At 56.3% G+C, this 20,707-nt stretch carries 18 protein-coding genes and 1 tRNA gene; 8 read left to right on the forward strand and 11 right to left on the reverse strand.

Annotated features, from left to right (window positions below):
• Window positions 1–35: 35 nt before the first annotated feature.
• From AC2FND_RS02190 to AC2FND_RS02210, 5 genes are all read right to left on the reverse strand, one after another.
• Window positions 36–953, reverse strand: coding sequence for an endonuclease/exonuclease/phosphatase family protein (locus tag AC2FND_RS02190; protein WP_496767640.1), 918 nt, complete (start codon window positions 951–953; stop codon window positions 36–38).
• A 217-nt stretch (window positions 954–1,170) separates the two neighbouring features.
• The gene (locus AC2FND_RS02195) at window positions 1,171–2,802 is read right to left on the reverse strand and encodes a DUF4139 domain-containing protein (protein ID WP_496767642.1); all 1,632 of its coding nucleotides are present in this window, start codon (window positions 2,800–2,802) and stop codon (window positions 1,171–1,173) included.
• Window positions 2,803–2,925: 123 nt separating this feature from the next.
• On the reverse strand, window positions 2,926–3,948 hold the full coding sequence (locus AC2FND_RS02200) for an aspartate-semialdehyde dehydrogenase (protein ID WP_480506902.1): 1,023 nt from the start codon (window positions 3,946–3,948) through the stop codon (window positions 2,926–2,928).
• A 103-nt stretch (window positions 3,949–4,051) separates the two neighbouring features.
• Entirely contained in the window at window positions 4,052–5,083 is a 1,032-nt protein-coding gene (locus tag AC2FND_RS02205; protein ID WP_496767645.1) for a glycosyltransferase family 4 protein, read from the reverse strand.
• Window positions 5,084–5,104: 21 nt separating this feature from the next.
• Entirely contained in the window at window positions 5,105–6,277 is a 1,173-nt protein-coding gene (locus tag AC2FND_RS02210) for an MFS transporter (RefSeq protein WP_496767647.1), read from the reverse strand.
• 140 nt (window positions 6,278–6,417) lie between these two features.
• On the opposite strand from AC2FND_RS02210, the gene AC2FND_RS02215 reads away from it, so the two are divergent.
• Window positions 6,418–7,560 (forward strand): DUF3095 domain-containing protein, encoded by a 1,143-nt coding sequence (locus tag AC2FND_RS02215; protein WP_496767649.1) that lies wholly within the window; start codon window positions 6,418–6,420, stop codon window positions 7,558–7,560.
• A gap of 4 nt (window positions 7,561–7,564) precedes the next feature.
• Here AC2FND_RS02215 and AC2FND_RS02220 read toward each other — a convergent pair whose 3' ends face one another.
• Window positions 7,565–8,335: an HpcH/HpaI aldolase family protein gene (locus AC2FND_RS02220; RefSeq protein WP_496767651.1), complete on the reverse strand. Its 771-nt coding sequence runs from the start codon at window positions 8,333–8,335 to the stop codon at window positions 7,565–7,567.
• Between the two features lie 188 nt (window positions 8,336–8,523).
• Between AC2FND_RS02220 and hpaR the strand changes: the two genes are divergently transcribed.
• Both hpaR and AC2FND_RS02230 read left to right on the forward strand, forming a co-directional pair.
• Window positions 8,524–8,958 (forward strand): homoprotocatechuate degradation operon regulator HpaR, encoded by a 435-nt coding sequence (gene hpaR, locus AC2FND_RS02225; protein ID WP_267366414.1) that lies wholly within the window; start codon window positions 8,524–8,526, stop codon window positions 8,956–8,958.
• Window positions 8,959–9,559: 601 nt separating this feature from the next.
• The gene (locus AC2FND_RS02230) at window positions 9,560–10,258 is read left to right on the forward strand and encodes a fumarylacetoacetate hydrolase family protein (RefSeq protein ID WP_496767653.1); all 699 of its coding nucleotides are present in this window, start codon (window positions 9,560–9,562) and stop codon (window positions 10,256–10,258) included.
• 3 nt (window positions 10,259–10,261) lie between these two features.
• Here the strand turns inward: AC2FND_RS02230 and AC2FND_RS02235 are convergent, their stop codons facing one another.
• Both AC2FND_RS02235 and AC2FND_RS02240 read right to left on the reverse strand, forming a co-directional pair.
• Window positions 10,262–11,473 carry a winged helix-turn-helix domain-containing protein gene (locus AC2FND_RS02235; protein ID WP_496767655.1) on the reverse strand — a complete coding sequence of 404 codons (1,212 nt, stop codon included), beginning with the start codon at window positions 11,471–11,473 and terminating at the stop codon, window positions 10,262–10,264.
• A complete protein-coding gene (locus AC2FND_RS02240; protein WP_267366879.1) occupies window positions 11,470–12,495 on the reverse strand; it encodes a LacI family DNA-binding transcriptional regulator in 1,026 nt (341 codons plus the stop codon). The genes AC2FND_RS02235 and AC2FND_RS02240 overlap by 4 nt, the downstream gene beginning before the upstream one ends.
• A gap of 115 nt (window positions 12,496–12,610) precedes the next feature.
• Between AC2FND_RS02240 and AC2FND_RS02245 the strand changes: the two genes are divergently transcribed.
• From AC2FND_RS02245 to AC2FND_RS02265, 5 genes are all read left to right on the forward strand, one after another.
• Window positions 12,611–12,687, forward strand: a tRNA-Arg gene (locus AC2FND_RS02245).
• A gap of 224 nt (window positions 12,688–12,911) precedes the next feature.
• Complete coding sequence (locus AC2FND_RS02250) at window positions 12,912–13,697, forward strand: hypothetical protein (protein ID WP_496767657.1); 786 nt, start codon at window positions 12,912–12,914, stop codon at window positions 13,695–13,697.
• Window positions 13,694–14,167 (forward strand): plasmid mobilization protein, encoded by a 474-nt coding sequence (locus AC2FND_RS02255; protein WP_496767659.1) that lies wholly within the window; start codon window positions 13,694–13,696, stop codon window positions 14,165–14,167. The genes AC2FND_RS02250 and AC2FND_RS02255 overlap by 4 nt, the downstream gene beginning before the upstream one ends.
• Complete coding sequence (locus tag AC2FND_RS02260; protein WP_496767660.1) at window positions 14,161–15,708, forward strand: relaxase/mobilization nuclease domain-containing protein; 1,548 nt, start codon at window positions 14,161–14,163, stop codon at window positions 15,706–15,708. Before AC2FND_RS02255 ends, AC2FND_RS02260 begins: the two co-directional genes overlap by 7 nt.
• A 347-nt stretch (window positions 15,709–16,055) precedes the next feature.
• Window positions 16,056–18,449: a tetratricopeptide repeat protein gene (locus AC2FND_RS02265; RefSeq protein ID WP_496767661.1), complete on the forward strand. Its 2,394-nt coding sequence runs from the start codon at window positions 16,056–16,058 to the stop codon at window positions 18,447–18,449.
• Between the two features lie 118 nt (window positions 18,450–18,567).
• Here the strand turns inward: AC2FND_RS02265 and AC2FND_RS02270 are convergent, their stop codons facing one another.
• The 3 genes from AC2FND_RS02270 to AC2FND_RS02280 all read right to left on the reverse strand — a co-directional run.
• Window positions 18,568–18,864, reverse strand: coding sequence for a HigA family addiction module antitoxin (locus AC2FND_RS02270; RefSeq protein WP_496767663.1), 297 nt, complete (start codon window positions 18,862–18,864; stop codon window positions 18,568–18,570).
• A gap of 74 nt (window positions 18,865–18,938) precedes the next feature.
• On the reverse strand, window positions 18,939–20,021 hold the full coding sequence (locus AC2FND_RS02275) for a DNA cytosine methyltransferase (protein ID WP_496767664.1): 1,083 nt from the start codon (window positions 20,019–20,021) through the stop codon (window positions 18,939–18,941).
• A gap of 78 nt (window positions 20,022–20,099) precedes the next feature.
• Window positions 20,100–20,707, reverse strand: a 608-nt coding sequence (locus tag AC2FND_RS02280) for an O-methyltransferase (RefSeq protein WP_496767666.1), incomplete at its 5' end; no start/stop codon positions are given.

A 20,707-nucleotide genomic window follows, 5' to 3' on the forward strand; every position in this document is an offset into this window, starting at 1 on the left:
TGGTATGCCCACCAAAGCGGCGGGGAACTTGCGGATCAATCCAAACGAAACCGCGCGAATTTGCCGAAATGGTCGGATCCCATGAACGGGCGCAGCTCGACCGTTCCGGTTGTTCCTTTCGGGAACAAAAGGTTGTCGATCGGCAAGGGTAAGTGCCAGCTGCCAAGATTATGAGTATTCAGGACGGCCCCAAAACTCTGGTTGTCTGCTGCCGCTGCGATCCGCCGAACGCTTGCACCCCAGGGAACCATGTTGAAATCTCCGGCAATCAGAACCGGGCCATCCAATTTTGCGATGCGTTCTGCAATGATCCGGCTTTGGGTTGATTGGTCGTAGGGAAAAGGCCACTTCAGGTGGATTGATACGATCCAGACCAAAGACCCATCCGGGGCCTTGACCTGCAATCCGACAAGACCATGGCCTTTCAGGCAGAACCCGGAACCTTCGACAATCGGAAGAGTTGTCAGGATGGCAACGTTTTGTTCGGGACGAAACTCACAGATCACCTTTTCGGGGTAGTGCTCGAACAGGTTGCTCATGTATTCGCGGTTGTGACTTGAGACTTCCTGCAACGTTACGATCTGAGCATCGGATGCAATGATGTCGTCGGCCAGCGAATACCGCGGCCAAGCCCGCCTCATGAGGTTCTTTTGATACAGCGTCAGGCACGGGCCGTCGCAGGCCTTGGGTGGCGCGGCAAAACTGGTTGCGATTGATCCGACGGCAACAGCGGCAATGGCCAAGGTCACCAAAGCAAGGTATCTGGCACGCATATACAGCAGGATCGCGGCACACGGCAAAAGCAGAACGCCGGCTTGCGGACGGAAAAGCGCAAAGGAGTCTCCCACCGCCAGGAATTGCCCGGTAAACCCGATGAGGATAAGCCCGACCAGAATGCCTGCACATCCTATGATCAGGTATCTTCCAATTCTGCGTTTGGTCGAAGTTCCCATGCTCTGCCTCTGATGCCGTGTGCAGGGCACCACCTGTTGTCTTTAATGACCCATCCGTCGCGTTCAGGTCCGTGTTTAGCTGGCAAGCACGCCTAAATTTGTCAACAGGTCGGCAATTTGGATTGCCGTCAGCGCTCTGCCGGTGCTTGGGGTCCGGTCGGTGCCTTGATGGGTGCGGCTGATGAGTTAGACGGCAAAATCCGAGCGTCTTTGGAAACTACCTCAGGTCCATCCCCTCTGGCCAGTTCAGTTCAAGGTTCAAGGTGATGTTTGCCTTTTGGTCGGGGGCAATACCCATCTCCCAAGCTAGAATTCCGCGTTGGTTGTCCACATTTTCTTCATTTGGGTGCGGATTGGCGTTCCACGTGATTTCCAGATCGTCCTGCTCGGAATATGGAACCCGGTCCAAAAGGCGCAGCGGCCAGGTTTGGTCCGTCAGGTTTTCAATGCTGATTTCAGCCTGTTCGATTCGTTGATTGGACCGCGAAATAATCCCGGTGTCACCGCTGCTGCGGTTCAGGATCTGTCGCGACAGTGTCAGACCATGGATGGGACCAAATCCCATTTCGATTTCTTCCCTAGGCCCAATTTCCTGCGACCCTCCGGCAGCAACAAGAATATCGTCTACAAACCACCGCGCGGCAGCCGACTCCAGAAGTCTCTGATCTATTGGGTTGGTGAACCGAGCGGTCCGATACGCCGTGTCATCGCGCCAGGGCACGCCAAGCGCAAAAACCTCGGCAGATTGGGTGATTGCGTCCAATGCGACCTCGGTAATCTCATAACCAGTGGAAACCGATATGAGATTTGGCAAAGTGTAAGTGATGCCGGTGCCTTCTACTGACGAGGTCAGTATCGTGCCAATGGATGTCTCTTCCACCACAACAGGTGCCTCGACAACCGCTTCTGCCAATTTCCCGAAATTTCCCCGTTCTGGTAGCGGTGGCGGTGTTTCGCGTATCCAATGTCGTACTGAAGGCAGCCATGATGCAGCGTTCTGCCCTGTGGGGGCAATGGTCGAAACATGCATCGTAACATCGCGCCAGTTTTCACCGGTGTCCTGCGTGATCAGGATGTTGCGGTCGATCCGAACTGTGGGCGCGTCGCCGGTTGCCAAATGAAACTCGTATCCCGGAGACCATTCTGCGGCATAGGAGTCGATGTAAGACACGGTCAGAGCACCCTTTGTTGCTGTTTCGGCGGTCACGTCGATGGCAACGAATACATGGTCATCAGCTTCGGGGATCAGTGCTGCCAGATCAGCCTGAGCAATCAACAAATCTTCTTCCAGCTGTTCCAGTTGCCGCTCGACACCCCGGGCTTCGATTTCCGCCGATTGGGCTTCTTGCTCGGCGCGCAGAGATTCCTCGGCGATCATGCGGGTGATCTCACGCAGCGTGTTTGGGTCGGCAGGCAGACCTTCATTCTGTCCCAATTGACCTAGAAACAATAAGGATTGGCGTGCAGCCTCGGCGCGTAGACGGGTGGCTTTTGCCTTGTCAGTGACAGCAGTGATCTGATCTTCGATGGCTTCGATCCGGTCCTCGGCCTGCATTACAGCTTCGCTTTTGCGGTCCTGTATCGGAAGGTTTTCAAAGCGCCGCAGCAACGCGGATTGTGTCAGATCTTCGGCCAGAACCTGAATTGAAAACAACTGATCTTCGTCACGTGCGGGAATGCCCTGCAAGATCAAACGATGGTTGCCAGCAGGAATTTCGTAGGCCCCTGTGCGGATAATGTCGGCTCCTCTGGGGTAAACCGTGACCTCACTGACTTTGGTGTCGATCAAAAATGTTTCAGCATTCAGGACAGTGGGCGCAAGGGCCAGAAGGTAAATCAGGGGTCTCATAATCACTCGCGGAAATCAGGGGCTAACTTCCCGCAAGGGTTGCAGCCCGGATGGTCGACTGCAAGCACAAAAAAGGGCCGCCTGCAAAGGGCGACCCTTAGGGGTTTTCAGCTTTGAAAGCCCTCAGCCCTTTTTCAGGACCTCACGGCCCAGCAGTTCGGCGATCTGAACCGCGTTCAGGGCGGCACCCTTGCGCAGGTTGTCGCTGACGCACCACAGGTTCAGACCGTTTTCGATAGTCGAATCCTGGCGGATGCGGCTGATGAATGTGGCAAAGTCGCCTGCGCATTCGATGGGCGAGACGTAGCCACCCGCTTCGCGCTTGTCGATCACCATGATGCCCGGCGCTTCGCGCAGGATATCGCGGGCTTCGTCTTCGTCCAGAAACTCTTCGAACTCGATATTCACGGCCTCGGAATGGCCGACGAAAACCGGAACGCGGACGCAGGTTGCAGTGACCTTGATCGACGGATCGACGATCTTCTTGGTCTCGACAACCATCTTCCACTCTTCCTTGGTCGAGCCGTCTTCCATGAAAACGTCGATTTGCGGAATGACGTTGAAGGCGATCTGCTTCTGGAACTTCTTCGGGGCGACTTCGGTTGTAGGGTTGTAGACGGCCTTGGTCTGATCCCAAAGCTCATCCATACCTTCCTTGCCCGCGCCCGACACCGACTGATAGGTCGACACGACAACGCGCTTGATCCTGGCGCGGTCATGCAGCGGCTTCAGCGCGACAACCATCTGCGCGGTCGAGCAGTTGGGGTTGGCGATGATGTTCTTGTTCTTGTAGTCGTGGATCGCCTGCGGGTTACATTCCGGCACGATCAGCGGAATGTCCGGGTCATAGCGATAGAGCGACGAGTTGTCGATCACCACGCAACCCGCCGCAGCCGCCTTGGGGGCGTAGACTTTGGTCGCCTCGGAACCCACGGCAAACAACGCCATGTCCCAGCCGGTGAAATCGAACGTGTCCAGATCTTTGGTCGTTAGGGTCTTGTCGCCAAAGCTTACTTCGGTACCCAGCGAGCGACGGCTTGCCAGGGCGGCAAGTTCATCAACCGGGAACTGGCGTTCAGCCAGAATGTTCAGCATTTCGCGGCCCACATTACCCGTGGCGCCGACGACTACGACGCGATAGCCCATTTCATGTCTCCAAAGTTAAGGACGCGCGTTCATAGCCGCGTTGCGGCGAAGAAAAAAGGGCTATCAGCGGGGTTTTCAACGACTGATGCCGAATTCAAGCGGTTCAATCGTTCAAAAGTCGTTCATAAAGCGCAACCAGCGCCTTTGCTTCGCCCTGAATGTCAAAATTCTGCTCGACATGGGTGCGGGATGCCTGACCCGCTTGTGACAGGGAATCATTACTTTTCAGCATTTGGGCAATCGCCTCGACCAAGGCGGGAACGTCATCGGGGGTCACCACTTTGCCAAAGGACGGATCAGTAATAATCTCGGAAAACGCGCCGACATCTGTGGCCACGACCGGAACACCGCAGGCCATCGCTTCGAGAGGGGTCAAACCAAACCCCTCCCACCTCTGTGGCGCAACAAACAGGTCCAGGGCCTGATACCATTCAGCAATCTGATCTACGGTGACCTCGGGCTTGAAAAGGATGCGATCAGACAAGCCAGCTTTGGCGACTTTATCCTTCAGTTCGGCCAGAAAAGTGGTGTGTTTCTCGGTTGCCCGGCCCATGATGATACCGGACACTGTGTCGAACCGTCCGCAAACGTCAATCATGGCGTCGACAAAGGCATCCGTGCCTTTTTGGTGTCGGATACGGCCATAACACCCCAATAGTAGCCCATCTGGCAGCCTCAGCCGGGCACGGACAGCGACCTTGTCTGAAGGCGGAACGAAGTCCTCCAGGTTGATACCATGCATTACCACCTGCGAGTCTCGCTCAAGATACCCTGCGGTTTTGCGCGAGGTTGCAACGACAGCATCCATCTTGCCGATCAGCCATTTGGTATAGCCTGTGTGCGGCCTTTGGGACGCGCTTGTGAACAGCATTTTGAGTTTCAACCGGAACACATCGCGCAGGATGAGGCCCAGTAGCATCTCGGTGTTGCGGCGCGCGTGCCAGACCCGCCATTTACGACGCGACAGGAAAGGCAGTCGACCAAGCGGGATGTGTGGGGTGTCGGCGGGCAGACCCGGTCCAGTGGCGGCGATATCGATCCATTGCGCCTGCAGAGGAACCAGCCTTGCGATGGTCGCTGTTACGCCCGAAAGTCTGCGTTTTAGATTTGGGGCTATGACAACGGGGTCTTTCAACGGACTCTCCTGATGGCTGCGTCAATCCACACTATCCCGGCTGAATAGATAGATCACGCAACCAATGGCAAGGGTGACCGCAAAAAACCCGAATATTGCGGTGTAGGGTGCCGTTGATCCGTCTTGCACGGTGGCTGCGTGAATACGTCCGGTGACGAATTGAGCAATGCCAACGCCGCCGATGCCGAAAAGATTCAGCAATGTCACACCACGCCCCACCAGATGCGGAGGCACGAAGGCACGGCCATGAGCCATGATGACCGGAAAGCTGGCACCGGTAAAGCCGATCACGGCCATCAGCAGGACAGACAGCCATGTTGCATCCTTGATCCACAAGCAAAGCAAGCCCAACGCAGCTGCGCCCAGTGCGTTGCCAGCGAAAACCACCCATTTCCGGGTGCCAAAAACGCGGTCCAGCGGTCCGTAAACAAAAGTGCCCGCAATCATAGCCGCACCCATGATCAGCGTTGCAGTGCCGATCTGAGTGGCACTTAAGCCAAAGACGTCATTCAGGTAAGGCCCGGCCCAAAGCCCTCGCAGCGCGGCAGCGGGGGCGTAGGCAACCAGCATCAGGGGCAGGATCAGCCACAGGGCAGGCTCCTTCAGCAAATCCAGCAGGGATCCCTTGTGTTCTGTTTCGACCTTCGCCGGGTCGTGAACAGTCAGCCACAGGCCCAATGCGATTGCGGCGGACACTGTGGCCAGCCCGACCATCGTTGCGCGCCACCCCATCCATTCCACGGCAAGCGCGGTTGGATAAGAAGCCACCAGATTTCCAACGGACCCTGCACCCAACATCACGGCGGCCAATGTCGCAAACCGCGCCGGGGGATATTCGCGCGCAAAGATATAGTAGGAGGCCATTAGGACCGGAGAGCACCCGACACCGATCAGGCCCATGGCTATGCTGATGTGCAGGGGCGTTGTTGCGGCTGCGAAAACCGCCGCTCCACCTGCCCCGCCCACCAGAAGCAGCGCGGCGGACGTGAGGCGGGGGCCAATCTTGTCCAGCGCCCATCCGACCGGGATCTGCATGACGGCGAACACGATAAACCAAAGACCGGAAGCAAAGGCCAGATCTTCGGGCGCGGCACTGATGTCACGTTCCAGATCCAGGCTGAGAACCGCAAGGAAGGCACGGAAAAACTGGCTCAGCACATAGCCCAGGCATAAAACCACCAAACCTGCCTGCATATTTAGCCCTTTCCTGCTCGTCCGAGGAAAATGCTTGGCACGCCGTGATGCAACGCACAAGCCTGTGTATTATGTTTCAAAATCAGGACATGGCTCGCCTTCCGGCTATCTTTGACAAAACATTGATTCCGAGGGGGAGCATGAAAGACCTCCAGTCTGCATTTTACGAAAACCTTCCCTTGCAGCGCGATTTTACCCGTCTGTCAGACCCTGCGCAGTTTTCAAAACTGCCCGATGATTGGGTTCTGGGTGTTGCCGACATTGTCGATTCAACGGGCGAAATTGCGCGGGGCAGGTACAAGACCGTTAATACTGTGGGCGCTGCGGTCATTTCGGCCATGATCAATGCAATGGACAGCGCGCTGTTTCCATATGTTTTTGGCGGCGATGGGGCGGGGTTTGCTGTCCCGCCTGGAAAAGCTGAAACCGCCCGGACTACGCTGGCGGATTTGCGGCGCTGGGCAGATGAAGAGTTCTCCATGCCATTACGGGCGGCGTTGGTGTCGGTGGCTGATATTCGCAAAGCGGGTAAGGATCTGCGCGTTGCGCGCTATGCACCCTCTACCGGAGTGGATTACGCTATGTTTTCCGGCGGTGGTCTGGCCTGGGCCGAGGCCGGGATGAAAGCCGGGCAAAACATGGTCACACCCGCAGGGCCAGGTGCACAGCCGGATCTGACGGGCCTGTCTTGCAGGTGGTCCAACAGCCCGGCCCGTCACGGTCAGATCGTTTCACTGGTCGTACAGCCCACACCGTCAGCAACCGAACGGGACTTTGCCGATCTTGCGCAATCCGTCCTATCCGCGTCGGAAGCGCTTGAGCGTGCAGGCCATCCGGTGTCGGAAAAGGGTCCGCCCATGACATGGCCTCCGCCCGGCCTTGACATCGACGCACATGTGTCGCGCGACGGGCGTCATGTGATTTTGCACAAAGTCGTCCTGCTGGTTCAGAACCTGTTGATCGCGGTATTGTTCAAAACTGGCCTGCGGATGGGACGCTTTGAGCCGGGCCATTACAGACATATGGTCAGCAGCAATGCCGATTACAGAAAGTTTGATGACGGGCTGAAAATGACGCTCGACTGCGATCCGGACACATTGCGCCAAATCGAACACCTGCTTGAAGAGGCGCGTCGCCGGGGGAAAATCAGATACGGTTTGCACGCACAGGACGAGGCGATGATGACATGTATCGTCCCCTCGGCTACCCGGGATGACCATGTGCATTTTGTTGATGGAGCCTCGGGCGGCTATGCGCAGGCCGCTGCGGCCATGCGCTCTTGAGTGTCTAGGAAGGTTTCCACTGCGCGGCCAGCGCGCGTGCCGCCTGTGCCAGCAGCATCACATCTATACCGACCGCCAGGAATTGGGCGCCCATGTCCAGATAGGCCTGACGCGCTTCGTCATTGGTGGCAAGGATGCCCGGCGCTTTGCCTGCGGCCTTGATCCGGGCCAGGGCGTCCGCGATGACCGCACGCACCTCGGGTGCGGCGCTGTTGCCCTTGTACCCCATGTCGGTTGACAGATCAGCGGGGCCAATGAAAACGCCATCCACACCTTCGACTTGAAGAATGTCATCCAACGCGGCCACTCCGGCGCGGGTTTCCACCTGCAACAACAGGCAGATTTCCTGATCTGCGGTCTGGATGTAGTCGCTTGTCGCCCCATACATCGTGGCGCGCGATGCCGCTGCACCAACACCCCGCACCCCGTCCGGCGGATAACGGCAGGCACGGACCAGATCCTGCGCCTGCGCGGCGCTTTCAACGACTGGAACCAGCACTGTCTGGGCACCGGCATCCAGAACCATCTTGATCAGCCAGGTCTCTCCAACAGGGACCCGCACAACGGGATGAGATGCGCTGCTGGCCAAAGCTGTCAGTTGATCCCGGATCGAGCGGATATCATTTGGCGCATGTTCACCATCGATCACCAGCCAATCGAAACCCGCGGTTCCCATGATCTCGGCGGTGACGGCTTCAGCAAAGCTCATCCAGCAACCAATCTGCTGTTCGCCCTTTATTAGAGCCTGTTTGAACATATTCTTTGGGGCTGGCATGCTGAAACCTCATATTTGAGCCGGTGCAGGTGAGAAGGACATGAAATGGATCTCGGTCGCATCTTCAACGGTCGTTCTAAATTGTCCAGCCTGAAATCGGCCCGCATAACGTGCGAATACGGGTATGGGCGCTGCTGCAGCGTGTCGGGTTGCTTGCTTATATCCCGGATTTCGGTGATAATTTTCTTATGACCGACGATCTCCCTCTGACGTCGCGATCTTTGCCCATTGCGCTTTTGCGTGCGCGGGAAAAGGTTATGGGACCCATTCGAGCAATGCTGGCTGACGCTGGCGTCACGGAACAGCAATGGCGCGTGTTGCGGGTGTTGAACGAAGAAGGCCCGCAAGAGCCGACGCATATCGCTGATCGCGCCTGCCTGTTGCTGCCAAGCCTGACACGCATTCTGCAAAAGCTGGAGACCCGTGGACTGATCACGCGACGCAGCCATCCGGCAGACCGACGACGTCAGGTTGTTGAGATCAGCGCACAAGGGGTTCAGATCATTCGCGCCAATCTGGCTGCAAGCACGGCTCAGGCGGAACGTATTCGATCTCAGCTTGGACCGGACAAGCATGAACTCCTGCTGGATCTGCTGAACGAGTTGAAAGACCTCGAATCCTGATCATTGGTACTGCATCAGATGTCTTCGGCAGTGACCCCGCCGGAAACTGTAGGGGGAGTCTCCGACGGGGCGGCCAGACCCGGACTGGTCGTTGGTGCCTGGCCCAAGACCGGTTACGTCAAACCTGACGGTCCGGCCTGTGCTTCGGAGTATATGAAAAGCCTGAAATGTGGCTCTGAACAGGGTCATTTGGCCCTTGGGGGAGGGGCCTTGCACCTATACTCTCCGAAACTGGTTTAGGCAGATGCCGACCGGTAAATGGGTCAGCGCGTGGTTTGCCGACGTCACTTTGGTGATATGCATTTCCAAAGCTGCTGTTCTGAATTTTGACACCGCACCGAAATCGGCGCGAGCCTGACTACCTGAGGAATTAGCCCGGTTTTGGACTGAGCCAAGAGGTGTTTCGACCTGTTTGTGTACTGGTGAGACCATAAAAACTGATGAAGCCAATTTTTGACACGGCGTCAGTCATTCCGGTCAGAATTGAGCCGTTTCACGCTGAAACACCTCTTCGAGATTGGCGAAATACAGCGTGTTTTCCGGGCTTGCTGGCGGGTCTGGCAGACGTAATATGGCAGTTGCGCAACCTTCAGGAACTATCATGCCAAACAGCCTGTTTTCGCTTCCGGACCCGATCTCCATCCCCGTTGTCGGCGCGGCGGCCGGATATCCCATTGGACGGATCTTCTGCGTCGGTCGAAATTATGCAGCCCATGCCGCCGAAATGGGGAATGAGGTGGATCGCGAGGCACCTTTTTACTTCACCAAATCCGCCCCGAACGCCGTACTCTCAGGTGCGACGGTTCCTTATCCTGCCGGGACCCAGAATTACCATCATGAGATGGAATTGGCATTGGCCATTGGAAAGCCCGTGTTTCGCGCCACTAGCGCGCAGGCGTGGGATGCCGTTTTTGCCTATGGCTGCGCCCTGGATATGACGCGCCGTGATCTGCAAATCCGCGAGCGCAACAAGCAGCGGCCCTGGGATCTGGGAAAGGACGTCGAATACGGAGCGGTCTTTGCCCCGTTGACACCAGCTGCCGACTGGACCCCGGAGGATGGCAAACGCATTCAGCTAAGCGTAAACGGAGAGTTGCGCCAGAACGCGACCCTGGAGGAGCTGATCTGGAAGATCGACGAGATTGTCATGCACCTGTCCGGCTTTTACCACCTGCGCCCCGGTGACCTGATCCTGACCGGTACACCGGCTGGTGTTGGTCCGGTTGTTGCGGGGGATGTTCTGACAGGTAAGATTGATGGGCTGGAGCCGGTCAAGTTGACCCTGTCAGACGCAGAATAGACCCTAAATAGGCTCTTTCAGCCAGTCTTTGGCGAAAGTCACATGTTCCACACCGGCCAGTCGCCGCACCCGGTCCAGCTCGGCGTTCAGGCGTCGGGTACGCGCATTTGACCAGCGGACCCGGCGCTCGGGCCAGAGCGCTTTGACGTGAAGCAGGTCACGATCGCGGTGGGCTTTCATATCGATACGGCCAATCATACGGTCGCACTCAAGCAGCGGAAAAACGTAGTATCCATAGGTTCGTTTGGCCTCGGGGACGAAAACCTCGATGCGGTAGTGAAAGCCGAACAGCCGCTCGGCCCGGTTGCGGTCGCGCAGCATGGGATCAAACGGGCTGAGCACGCGAATGCGGCCTGGTGGCTGCGGTACTTCGGTCGTCAGATCTGGTCGGGCGTATGTCTTGCGCAAGCGCCCATCGGCACAGGTAACCTCGATTTCTTCAATATCGCCACTTTCCAGCGCCGCAGCGCACCAGTCTTTTGCCTCAGCCGCGCTGACGGTGTCCCAGAAAGCCGCCAACTCTCCGGATGTTGCAAATCCCAGCCGGTCCAGTGCGGCGTTGCACAGCCAATCCACGGTCCCCTCGGCATCACAGGGCGTGCTGCCGGGGCAGAGATGTGTTTCAATCACGCGCTCTGTCAGATCATAGCGTTTCTGGAAGCCATCCCGACCAACGACGGTCAGGGCACCCGAGCGCCACAGATACTCCAACGCGGTTTTAGATGGGTGCCAGTCCCACCACCCGCCCGAGCCCTTCTTTTCATCCTTGCCAACATCCGATGACGACACCGCCCCATGGTCGCGGATGTGTTGCAGCACTGTGTCAAACTGCTGTTCGAACCCATCCCGCCGCCAGTTCTTCCACCGCGCCTTCAACATATCCGCATCCCGCTGAAAGCGCAGATGCCAATGCTGATAGAACTCCATTGGAATGACCGCCGCATCGTGCGTCCAATGCTCGAATAGCGCATTGTCCCTTTCATAGAGCCTTTTTAGGTTGGCTCTGCGATAGGCGGGCCTGCGCGAGAACAGGATCATATCATGGGCACGGGCAACGGTGTTGATGCTGTCAAGCTGAACAAACCCAAGCCGGTGGATCAGATCCAGAAGCGCGACACCTTTGGCCGAACCCGAGGGTTGTTCGCCCAAAGCGTGGCGGTCCATGAAGATCGCCCGTGCCGCCCGATTGTCGAGCCTTTTCAGGGGTGTGTTCATCGCCGTTTCAGCGTGTCACCATAACTGATCGTGGGGGTCAGAGTAACGCGTGTCTCGATCTCGGTATCAGGATTTTCCAGACGTTCGGCGATGATCTGGGCGGCTTGACGGCCGATTTCCAGACGACACGCGTCCATCGTCGCGAGTTTTCGGGGCAAGCCTTGCAAAAGCTCGACATTGTTAAACCCGGCCAGGCCGATCTGTCCCGGAATATCGATACCCTGTTCCAGCAGGTACAGCAGGCCACCGGCCCCGATCATATCGTTCGAGTAATACAGAAAATCCAGCTCGGGCGAGCGTTCCAGCATGGCCTGGGTCATTTCGCGCCCCTTGGCCAGGGCCGATCCACCGGAATAGAACTCGCGATCCTCGATCTCGATCCCGTGTTTGCCTAGAACTTCGGTAAAGCCTTCGAACCGCTTCCGTGCGCGGTGATCCAGCGGCATCTTGGTGCCCATGAAACCGATATGCTGATACCCGGCCTTCAGGATTGCCTGCGCCATTTCGCGCCCGGCGCGACGATGTGAGATCCCCACCATCGCATCTACCGGTTTGCCATCCGTGTCCATGATCTCGACCACCGGAATACCCGCCGAATCCAGCATGGCGCGTGCGGCTTCGGTATGTTCAAGCCCCGCAATGATCACGCCAGAGGGCCGCCACGAGAGCATCTCGTACAGCACTTTTTCCTCTTTCTCGGGCAGATAATCGGTTACACCGACCACGGGTTGCAGTTCGGTGTCTTCCAACACCTGGTTGATGCCTGTCATCACCTCGGGGAAGACCATGTTCGAAAGCGAAGGGATGATCACCGCGATCAGATTAACCCGGCTGGACGCCAATGCGCCCGCGATCTTGTTGGGAACATAGCCAAGCTCCTTGGCGGCCGCCAGAACGCGGGTGCGGGTGGCGTCAGACACATCCCCCCGGTTACGCAGAACCCGGCTTACCGTCATCTCGGATACTCCGGAAGCCTCGGACACATCACGAAGGGTAAGCGGGCGTTTGGTTTCACTGTTCACGGGAGGCACCTGCGTTGTTGTTTTGTCCGATGGTAGCGTGAACAGGTCGGTGTGTACAACAATTGTGCAAAGGCGATGACAACTCGGAAAATCCCGGTTACAGAGAGCCTGGCACGGCCCCGTGGCTCAACTGGATAGAGCAGCCCCCTCCTAAGGGGCAGGTTGCAGGTTCGAATCCTGCCGGGGTCGCCAAAACTGCCTGAAAAATATGGCTTATTTTCAGCCTGTTGTGCAGAAGCGTGCGGAAACGCCCGGTTCGTTCTCCGCCGAATTCCCCGAAAACGGGCGAAATCTCGTACAAAACCTGTACAAAATTCGCACGTCCGTGCGGCATTTGGGGCCATCCGATGAGCTGGCGTGTGGCAAATGCGTGCGCCGAGCGGAAGTTCGGGAGTGCGACGCGTAAGCAGATCATCATGTTCTTGGCGGATAAGGCCTCCGACGATGGTTCGGGCATCTGGTGTTCCAAGGGGACGATCCAGCGGCATACGGAGCTGGGGGAGACCACCGTCAAGCGGACCATTCGCGATTTCCTTAAGGAAGGTATCCTGGTCGAGACAGGCGCGTGCGGGTGCAAGAACGGGTTTACGGTCGTTTACCGGATCGATCTGGCTCGGATCGAGGCTTTGGAACTAACCGCCGAGCCCGAGATCGAGACGGGGGCCACAGTGGACCCCGTCCAGACTGGACCCGGAACGGGGGCCACAGTGGCCGGGGTACCGGGGCCACCACGGCCCCCAAACCATCCTAAAACCATCCATAAACCTCTTACGCGCGAGCGCGTGGTGGCGGCGGATGAAGAAGCTGAGAAGATTTTGGCCACCTATCCGCCCGACCGTCTGCGCGGGAAGGCTGAGTGTGTTGGGCGGATCAGAGACATCCTGGATGCCGGAACTAAGGTCGGGGACCTGTTGCAGGCTGTGAAGGCCTATGCGACCGAGAGCGCTGGCTTCACCCGCTCCAAGGTCTGTTTCTCGGACAACTGGTTCAAGTCAGGGCGATGGCAGAGCTATGTCGAGGACATCGCCAAAGGCCGGGAAGAGGCGAAGGTAAAGGAAGCCGAGATGCTGGCAGGCTTGGCGAATTGGGTCACAGACAAGCACCCTCTTTGCCGCCATATCACGTCGGGCCAGGTCGATGCGTTGCTGGCCGCGAAGCTGGTGACACAGGCGCAAATCCAGGCGGCAGGCCTCAAATCATGAGCACCACCGATCCCACCGAAGCGCAAACAGCAAGGCGACCCATGTCATACGGCTGCGCCGATGACACGGGAGCTTGCGAGGGGCGGCAAGCCTCCCCTTCGAACCCCACCGGCGCGGGCAAAACCCCCGCCAAGGAGCCGCTGACCGAGACCTTCGTCTTCCGCTGCACTGCGTCCGAGAAGGCCCAGCTGCGCGCCAAGGCTGAGGCCGCTGGCCTGCCTGCCTCGACACTTCTGCGCGAGGCGCTAGGCCTGACCGAGGCGCGCCGCCGCAAGCCCATCCCGCGCGTCGATCCAGCTCTCGTACTGGCGGTCGGGCGCATCGGTGGCAACCTCAACCAGATCGCCCGCTGGCTGAACCACGCCATGAAGGTCGGGCGCACCGACCTCGACACGCTGACCGTCGCCCGCCGCCTTGTGGTGATCGAACGCCAGCTTGCCGCGCTCCTCGATGAGGCGCGTCGGTGCTGATCAAGTTCTTCCCCAACGGCAAGGGCGCGGGGCCGGTTGGATACCTCGTGGCCGAGCGCGTGCTGGCCTATGACGGCAACCGCGATCTTATCCGCGATGCCGATGGCCAGCCCGTGACCGTCACGCGCGATCCGCTGCCCGAAGTCCTGCGCGGCAATCCCGAACGCACCGAAGCGCTGATCGATGCCAACCGTCATCAATGGACCTACCGCGCGGGCGTGATCAGCTTTGCGGACACCGACGACCCGACCGAAGACCAGCAGGCCGAGGTCATTGACCAGTTCGAGCAGCTGGCCTTCGCGGGGCTGGACCCCGAGCAATATGAGGTGCTCTGGGTCCGCCATCGCCACGAAGGCCGGGTCGAGCTGCACTTCTGCACGCCGCGCTTGGAACTGACGACGGGCAAGAGCCTCAACATCGCGCCGCCCGGCTACCAGGATGCCTATGACAGCCTGCGGGACGTGTTGAACCAGCGCTACGGCTGGGCCGATCCGATGGACGTGGAGCGCGCCCAGGAGGTCCGCGACACCATCGAGGCCCCAACCCGCGCCCAAGGCCGCGACGAGCTGCACGCCTGGATACAGGACCAGATCGACCTCGGGCTGATCACTGACCGCGCGACCATGATCGACGCCCTCACCGACGCAGGCTTCGACCTGCCGCGCACCGGCAAGGCCTACATCACCGCCCGCGATCCCGACACAGGCGAGCGCTGGCGGCTGAAAGGAGAGATTTTCCATGAAGACTGGCAAGCCGACCCGATTGAGCGAGAAGCTGAACGCGGAGCTCGACGAGATCAGGGAGGAACATGTCGCCTCGATCTCATCCCAGCTCAAGAGCTTCAGGATCGATTTGAAGAACATTGTGGGCGCCGCGCAGCATACCATCGCGAGCGATACGCGCCGCTTTCAGAGCGAGACGGCGAGCATGTTCGAGACGCGGCTGAGGTCGATCCGCCTCTGGCTGACGATCTCGCCCTGGCTGATCGCGGCGATTGTGCTGATGGGGATCGCCTTGATGATGGCCGCGAGCTTCTTCTGGACGGTGCATCTGACACGCTCGGAACTGACGGAGATGGGCCTGACGCGGATCGATCGCCCGGAGGGGATATGGCTGATCCTGGACCCATCGAAGACACGCCTCAGGACCTGCACGATGGGCGGCCAGCACGTGACCTGCATTCGGATCGAGGAGGACTAGATGACCCAACTGACAGCTTTGGAACGCGACTTGCTCGCCTGCGTCGAGCGGTTGGTGACGGCCTCAGAGGCCTCCGTGAAGGATTTGACCGCCTTGGAGACACGCTCGACCGGCAGGATCGAGAGGGAACTGGCTGGCTTGAAAGACTGCGTGACCTTGCTCATTCGGTCTCAGGCCGCATCCATGAAGGCCTTGAACGGATTGCTGAACGACGAGGCGAGCTACAAGACGCTGAACGAGAGCTTGCAGCAGAGCTTGACCTTAGCGAAGGCCGCCGCCGAGAGATTGAAGGACAGCTAGACAGCCAAGAGACGCATGCGGAGAGGGGGTTGACGCACTAGCTGCACTCGAAAGTTAGTCAAATTTAACCGGCAGTCGATTGCCGACCAAAACAACCACTTAAGAGAGTAGCCAAGTGGAAATCACAAACGTCAACATTGTGATCGCGATGACAGTACGAATTGCTGCCATGAGAAGTTCTATGCGCTTTACAGGGTCGGTGTTCTTCCAGGTCTTAGTGATACTCATAACATGTTCCTCGCTTGGTTGATCTGCGAGAACTCGCTAAGCTTAAGTCTGAAGTTTGCTTAGGCCACCAATCGGACATGGATCGGACACCTTTGACGCAATGCAGCGCATGGTTGCCTAAAGAAATTTCGGTGAATGCTAGGGTGAAACAAAGAACGCTATGAGTGAAAAGACTGGAGTTCGGACATCGCTTCCTCTGCCGGAAGGATTTCTAACAAGGCTCAGATCGTCTGCAGAGATGACCCAATCTGATTTGGCGGTCGACTCAGGCGTTTCCGTTCGAACTATCGGACGCTCAGAATCAAGCAACTCAGTAACGGCTGACATCGCAGTTTCACTCGGCTTGGCATACACGACGCACTTTGGTTTTAGCATCGACCTGCGAAACTCCAAACAGGTTGCACATCTAGATAGTTTGCTCAAACGCAATCAACAGCTCACACCGGACACTGCAGGTACACCATGGCCAGAGTATATTTCTAACGATCTCACGCCAGACAGGCCAGTTGTTGGTCGATCTGAATTGATTTCGGAAATCTTCACTGAAATCAATGTTCGAAAACGAACGGACAAGAAACCAATCATATTACTCCGAGGAAAACCGGGAGTAGGGAAGACAACTATAGCAAGGCAGTTTGCCTCAGACCTATCACATCACTTCTACGGCGTGTGGTGGTGTCGCGCTCAGAGTCTTTCAGACCTGATTGGAGATTTTTGCCGTCTTGGCGACATCATTGGCCTACATTCTTGGAACTACGACTCTCCTTATGACCGCGCTCTGGCCGTGGTTGACAAAATTGCACGCGAAGGAAGGCCCTGGCTAGTCGTTTTTGACAATGCGGAGTCACCACGCGTAGTTTCCAGCTTTGTTCCAGACAAGGGGAATGTAAGCGTCATCGCGACCACGCGTGAAGGCGAATGGCCAACAGAGAGGTATAGCGAGTTTGAGGTGAATGTTCTTGAGCCCATCAGTGCTAAACTGTTGTTTGAGCAAGAAGCTGGAAGAGCTCAATCGGCGGCCAACGAGGTATACGATCTAGTTACTGAACACCTTGACGGTTTACCTCTTGCGATCGTTCACGCTGGAGCGTGGTTCAAGGATTCACCTTCTGCGACTGTGGCGCAGTATGTAAGTCAACTGTCACGCCGCATTTCGTTTAAGCCTGAAACAATCTACGACTATCCGGATAGTCTGTACGGCGCAGTTATGCTGTCTGTTGAAAAGCTTACAACAGAAGCAAGAACTGTTGCGCAAGTTTTAGCCTTTTGGGCACCGACCAATCTCTCACCTCGTTTTTTTGACAACTTGAAAGAGGGAACTCACACAAACGAACTTTTCGCCCCATTGCCTCTGCCGATACGTAATATCAACTTTGAAGCTTCGTCGATCTCTGGCTATTTTGCTGAATTGCGCAGGCGCGGTCTGTTAGATTTCAGTGGTGAGTCGTACTCGATGCACCGAGTGAATCAGCTTGTAGTAAGGGCCTCAATACACAAAGATGAATACAAAATAGCAGGTCAGACTGCAGCATCGATTTTATGCACATACTATCCCCCTTCGGAAGAGGTCTACTCGAACCCAAACAGGCTTTCTGATTTGGCTGAGCACAACCGGGTTTCTCTGCAATATGTTTGTCCATCTGCTGAGGCCGCAAAACTCAGAATTCTCGGGTGGTATCACCACGACTTTCAACGAAACGATGATCTAGCACTGGAGTACGCAAACAGTGCAGTCGAGCTAAATGACCAGTTCCGTGGTGAAGACAATTTTGATTTTGGAATGTCTTACAACAATTTGGGGATTACTCTATGGCGGATGGGTGACATCCAAGGGGCAAAAGCTGCAACCTCTAAATCTGCAGAAATGGCTCGCTCAGCGACAGTCAAATGTGTCGATCATGGTATCTGGACTTCTGTTCACGGCATAATATTGATGACGGCATCAGATGAATTGGCTAGCGGGCAGCGCCAGACTGCTCTTGTAGATGTCGGGCGCATGCACCAGCGGGCATTGGCTATTTTCAACAAAGTGTTCAACACCAAGACAAACAGATTTACTGGCACATGTTTGACACATCTGGCAAATTTGAGGGCCTTGCAAGGCAGATGGGAAGCCTCTCTCCGGCTTTATTCCATGTCGTTACAAATTCGAGAGTTGGTCTTGGAGCCCAACGATCCCGACATTGCATACAGCTATGTCAACACTGGTATGGCATTACTTGAAAGTGGTCGAGGAGCGATTGGCCATAAAGGTCTGAACGCAATTCGATATCTTCTCAAGGGCTTGAGAGTGCGGGAACAGGCTTTTGCAGATAGACCGAGACATCCGGAACGTGTTTCCGCCGCAAGGTGGTTGTTGCGGGCCTACTTGGTGTTGCCAGAGTCATCTAAAGTCCCATGTTCTCCGCCTGACAACGAGATCATCGGCGCGCTATCGCGGGAGTACCAGTTGGATATCAGCGAAGCCCAACGTAGTGCGACCCAATTCGTAGAACGAATGCGGCAGTTCGAGAACGGTAAATTTGTACCACCAATGCCATCTAGCGAAAGCTAGACTTGCATCCAAACTCATTGTGAGATTGTGCAACACAGGCAAGAAATCCCTCTATCTACACACTGCTAGTACCCGTCCAAAAAAAGGCTAACAGTTGTATGGCATGCAACCAAGGGTACTAGGCCGTAATCAGAGGTTTGATGTAAGAAACGTCGATCTCCTTCGCCGCCAGGGCCATGTCATAGTTCGTCTGCAAGTTCACCCAATAGGCCGGGGTCGTATTGAACACACGAGCAAGCCGCAGGGCTGTGTCAGGCGTGATCCCGGTTGTGCCTTTAATCAAACTCTCGATCCTAGTCCGAGGCACGCCCAGACGCCGCGCAAACGCGATTGCCCCCATCTCCAGGGGATCAAGGTAAAGCTCCTTCAGGATTTCACCGGGGTGCATCGGGTCTTCAAGTATATTCATCTTCATGTCGTAAACCGCCTTCTCAATCGAACTGGCTCTGAAACTGGCACTTCTCGCCGCTCCAGTATCAAAACTAGGCCCTACTCAGCAGCCACAGCGGAATTGACGGATGCTTCTTCTAAGCAATCCTGGATTGCACGAAACAGTGCGTAGGACATGATCGGAGATACGCTGTTGCCGATCATACGGAACGAATGCCAGATCGTATCGTGAAAAAAGTGTCTGTCTGGAAACCCCTGTAGGCGAGCGGCTTCGCGAACTGTAATAACGCGAGGCTCTTCCGGGTGCAGTGGTCGGACCGATTGAAAAGAACCGCGATCAGAACCAGTCCCTGCGCGAAGAGTCGGACACAGGCCTTCCCATGATAGCCGTGGATGGCGGCCAACTTTGTCAGTTTTTCCAGGTGGCACCTTTGCAAAGCGCTTCTTGACTGCGTCAGTATGCTTTGTTCGGATATTTCCAGTAAATTTGCGATCTTCAGCGACTAATCGCTCGGCATACGCAGAAAGACCCATGCCGGATGGAATTTCCCATGTGTCATCGTGCGAGGTGGTTGAAGATTTTTTAGCGGCTCCCAAGTCAATGATCGCGTCAGCGACGCTGGTCGGTGGCATTCTATAAGGAGCAAGGTGCTCTTCGCCGAACAAAATCTGCAGTTCCTTCCGAAAGCCGATAACAAACACACGTTCTCTTTTGGTTGCAGCACCAAAATCAGATGCATCCAAAACCATAGGTGCAGAGATGCTGAAGTTGTCTGATACATGCTCCAGAGCTCCAGACAGGACTTCTTTGGCCGCTCCCTGTTGAAGTCCAACCACGTTTTCCATCACAAAGAATTCTGGCTGAACCTCACTTACGATCCTGAAAAAATGCGACAAAAGCTCCCGTCTGGGGTCATCTTCGCGTCGTTTCCCGATCGAGCTGAAGCCTTGACATGGTGGGCCACCAACAATGCCGAGGATTGGTCCAGATACTTCTTGGCTGATGTCTGCCGCTTTGAGCAGAGAAACGTCTGCCTGAATTTGTTTGGTTGATGGAAAATTGCGGTGATAGGATGAAGAAAGCACTGGGTCGTTGTCATAAGCTAAAGCGACTGAGAATCCAGCCGCTTCAATGCCGTGGGAAAACCCCCCGCAACCTGAAAATAGCTCTACTACAGACACTTACGCCCTTCCTTTCTTTGCCTGTGGTGCTTCTAACCCAGCTTTCCTCATTTGTCGATCGCTCAAGCGCTGACGGGCTCAAACCTCAAGCGTCGCAAAGTTTGGCAGGTAGCGATAGAGCTTTACGAACGAATTGGCTTCTCGTTGCGGTATGTCTCCATCGACCTGTAAGTCTCGCCCGGCTGCCAAAGGAAGCTGGGTTTCCAAGTACCTGATCTCTTTGATTGTCAGCTTAGGAACCTCTATGTCAATTAAGTCATTGCCTTCTCTCAGGAAATCAAGTTCGCCGAAGTGGCATCTCTCGAAATTTTCTTGCTCCGGTTCATCGTACAAAACCCCGACGATTGTGGTCATCGGTGCATCATCTTTGTAGCTGAACGACACGATCGGATTGAAGTAACACTCTGGACCGCCTTGACCGTTTCGTCGCGCGACGGCTTCTTCAATTTCAGACAAAATCATGCTCCTGCTCAATTTTGCAAATCGTCTGCCCAGTAGGTCATCGTCAGCGACGTTGTCCGCGACGCGTTCACGTCCAAATGTTACCTTGAAACGCTCTAAAGCCGTTGGACCATTCGGGTCGTCCTCAGCGGCATTAACTTCATCGGCCCGACCACAGTTCACTGAAATCGCAATAATTGACCCAGATCGACACGAGCCGGCGACAAGGCGCGCATCGAGCAATA

The sequence above is a fragment of the Ruegeria sp. BHSB056 genome (assembly GCF_059613305.1).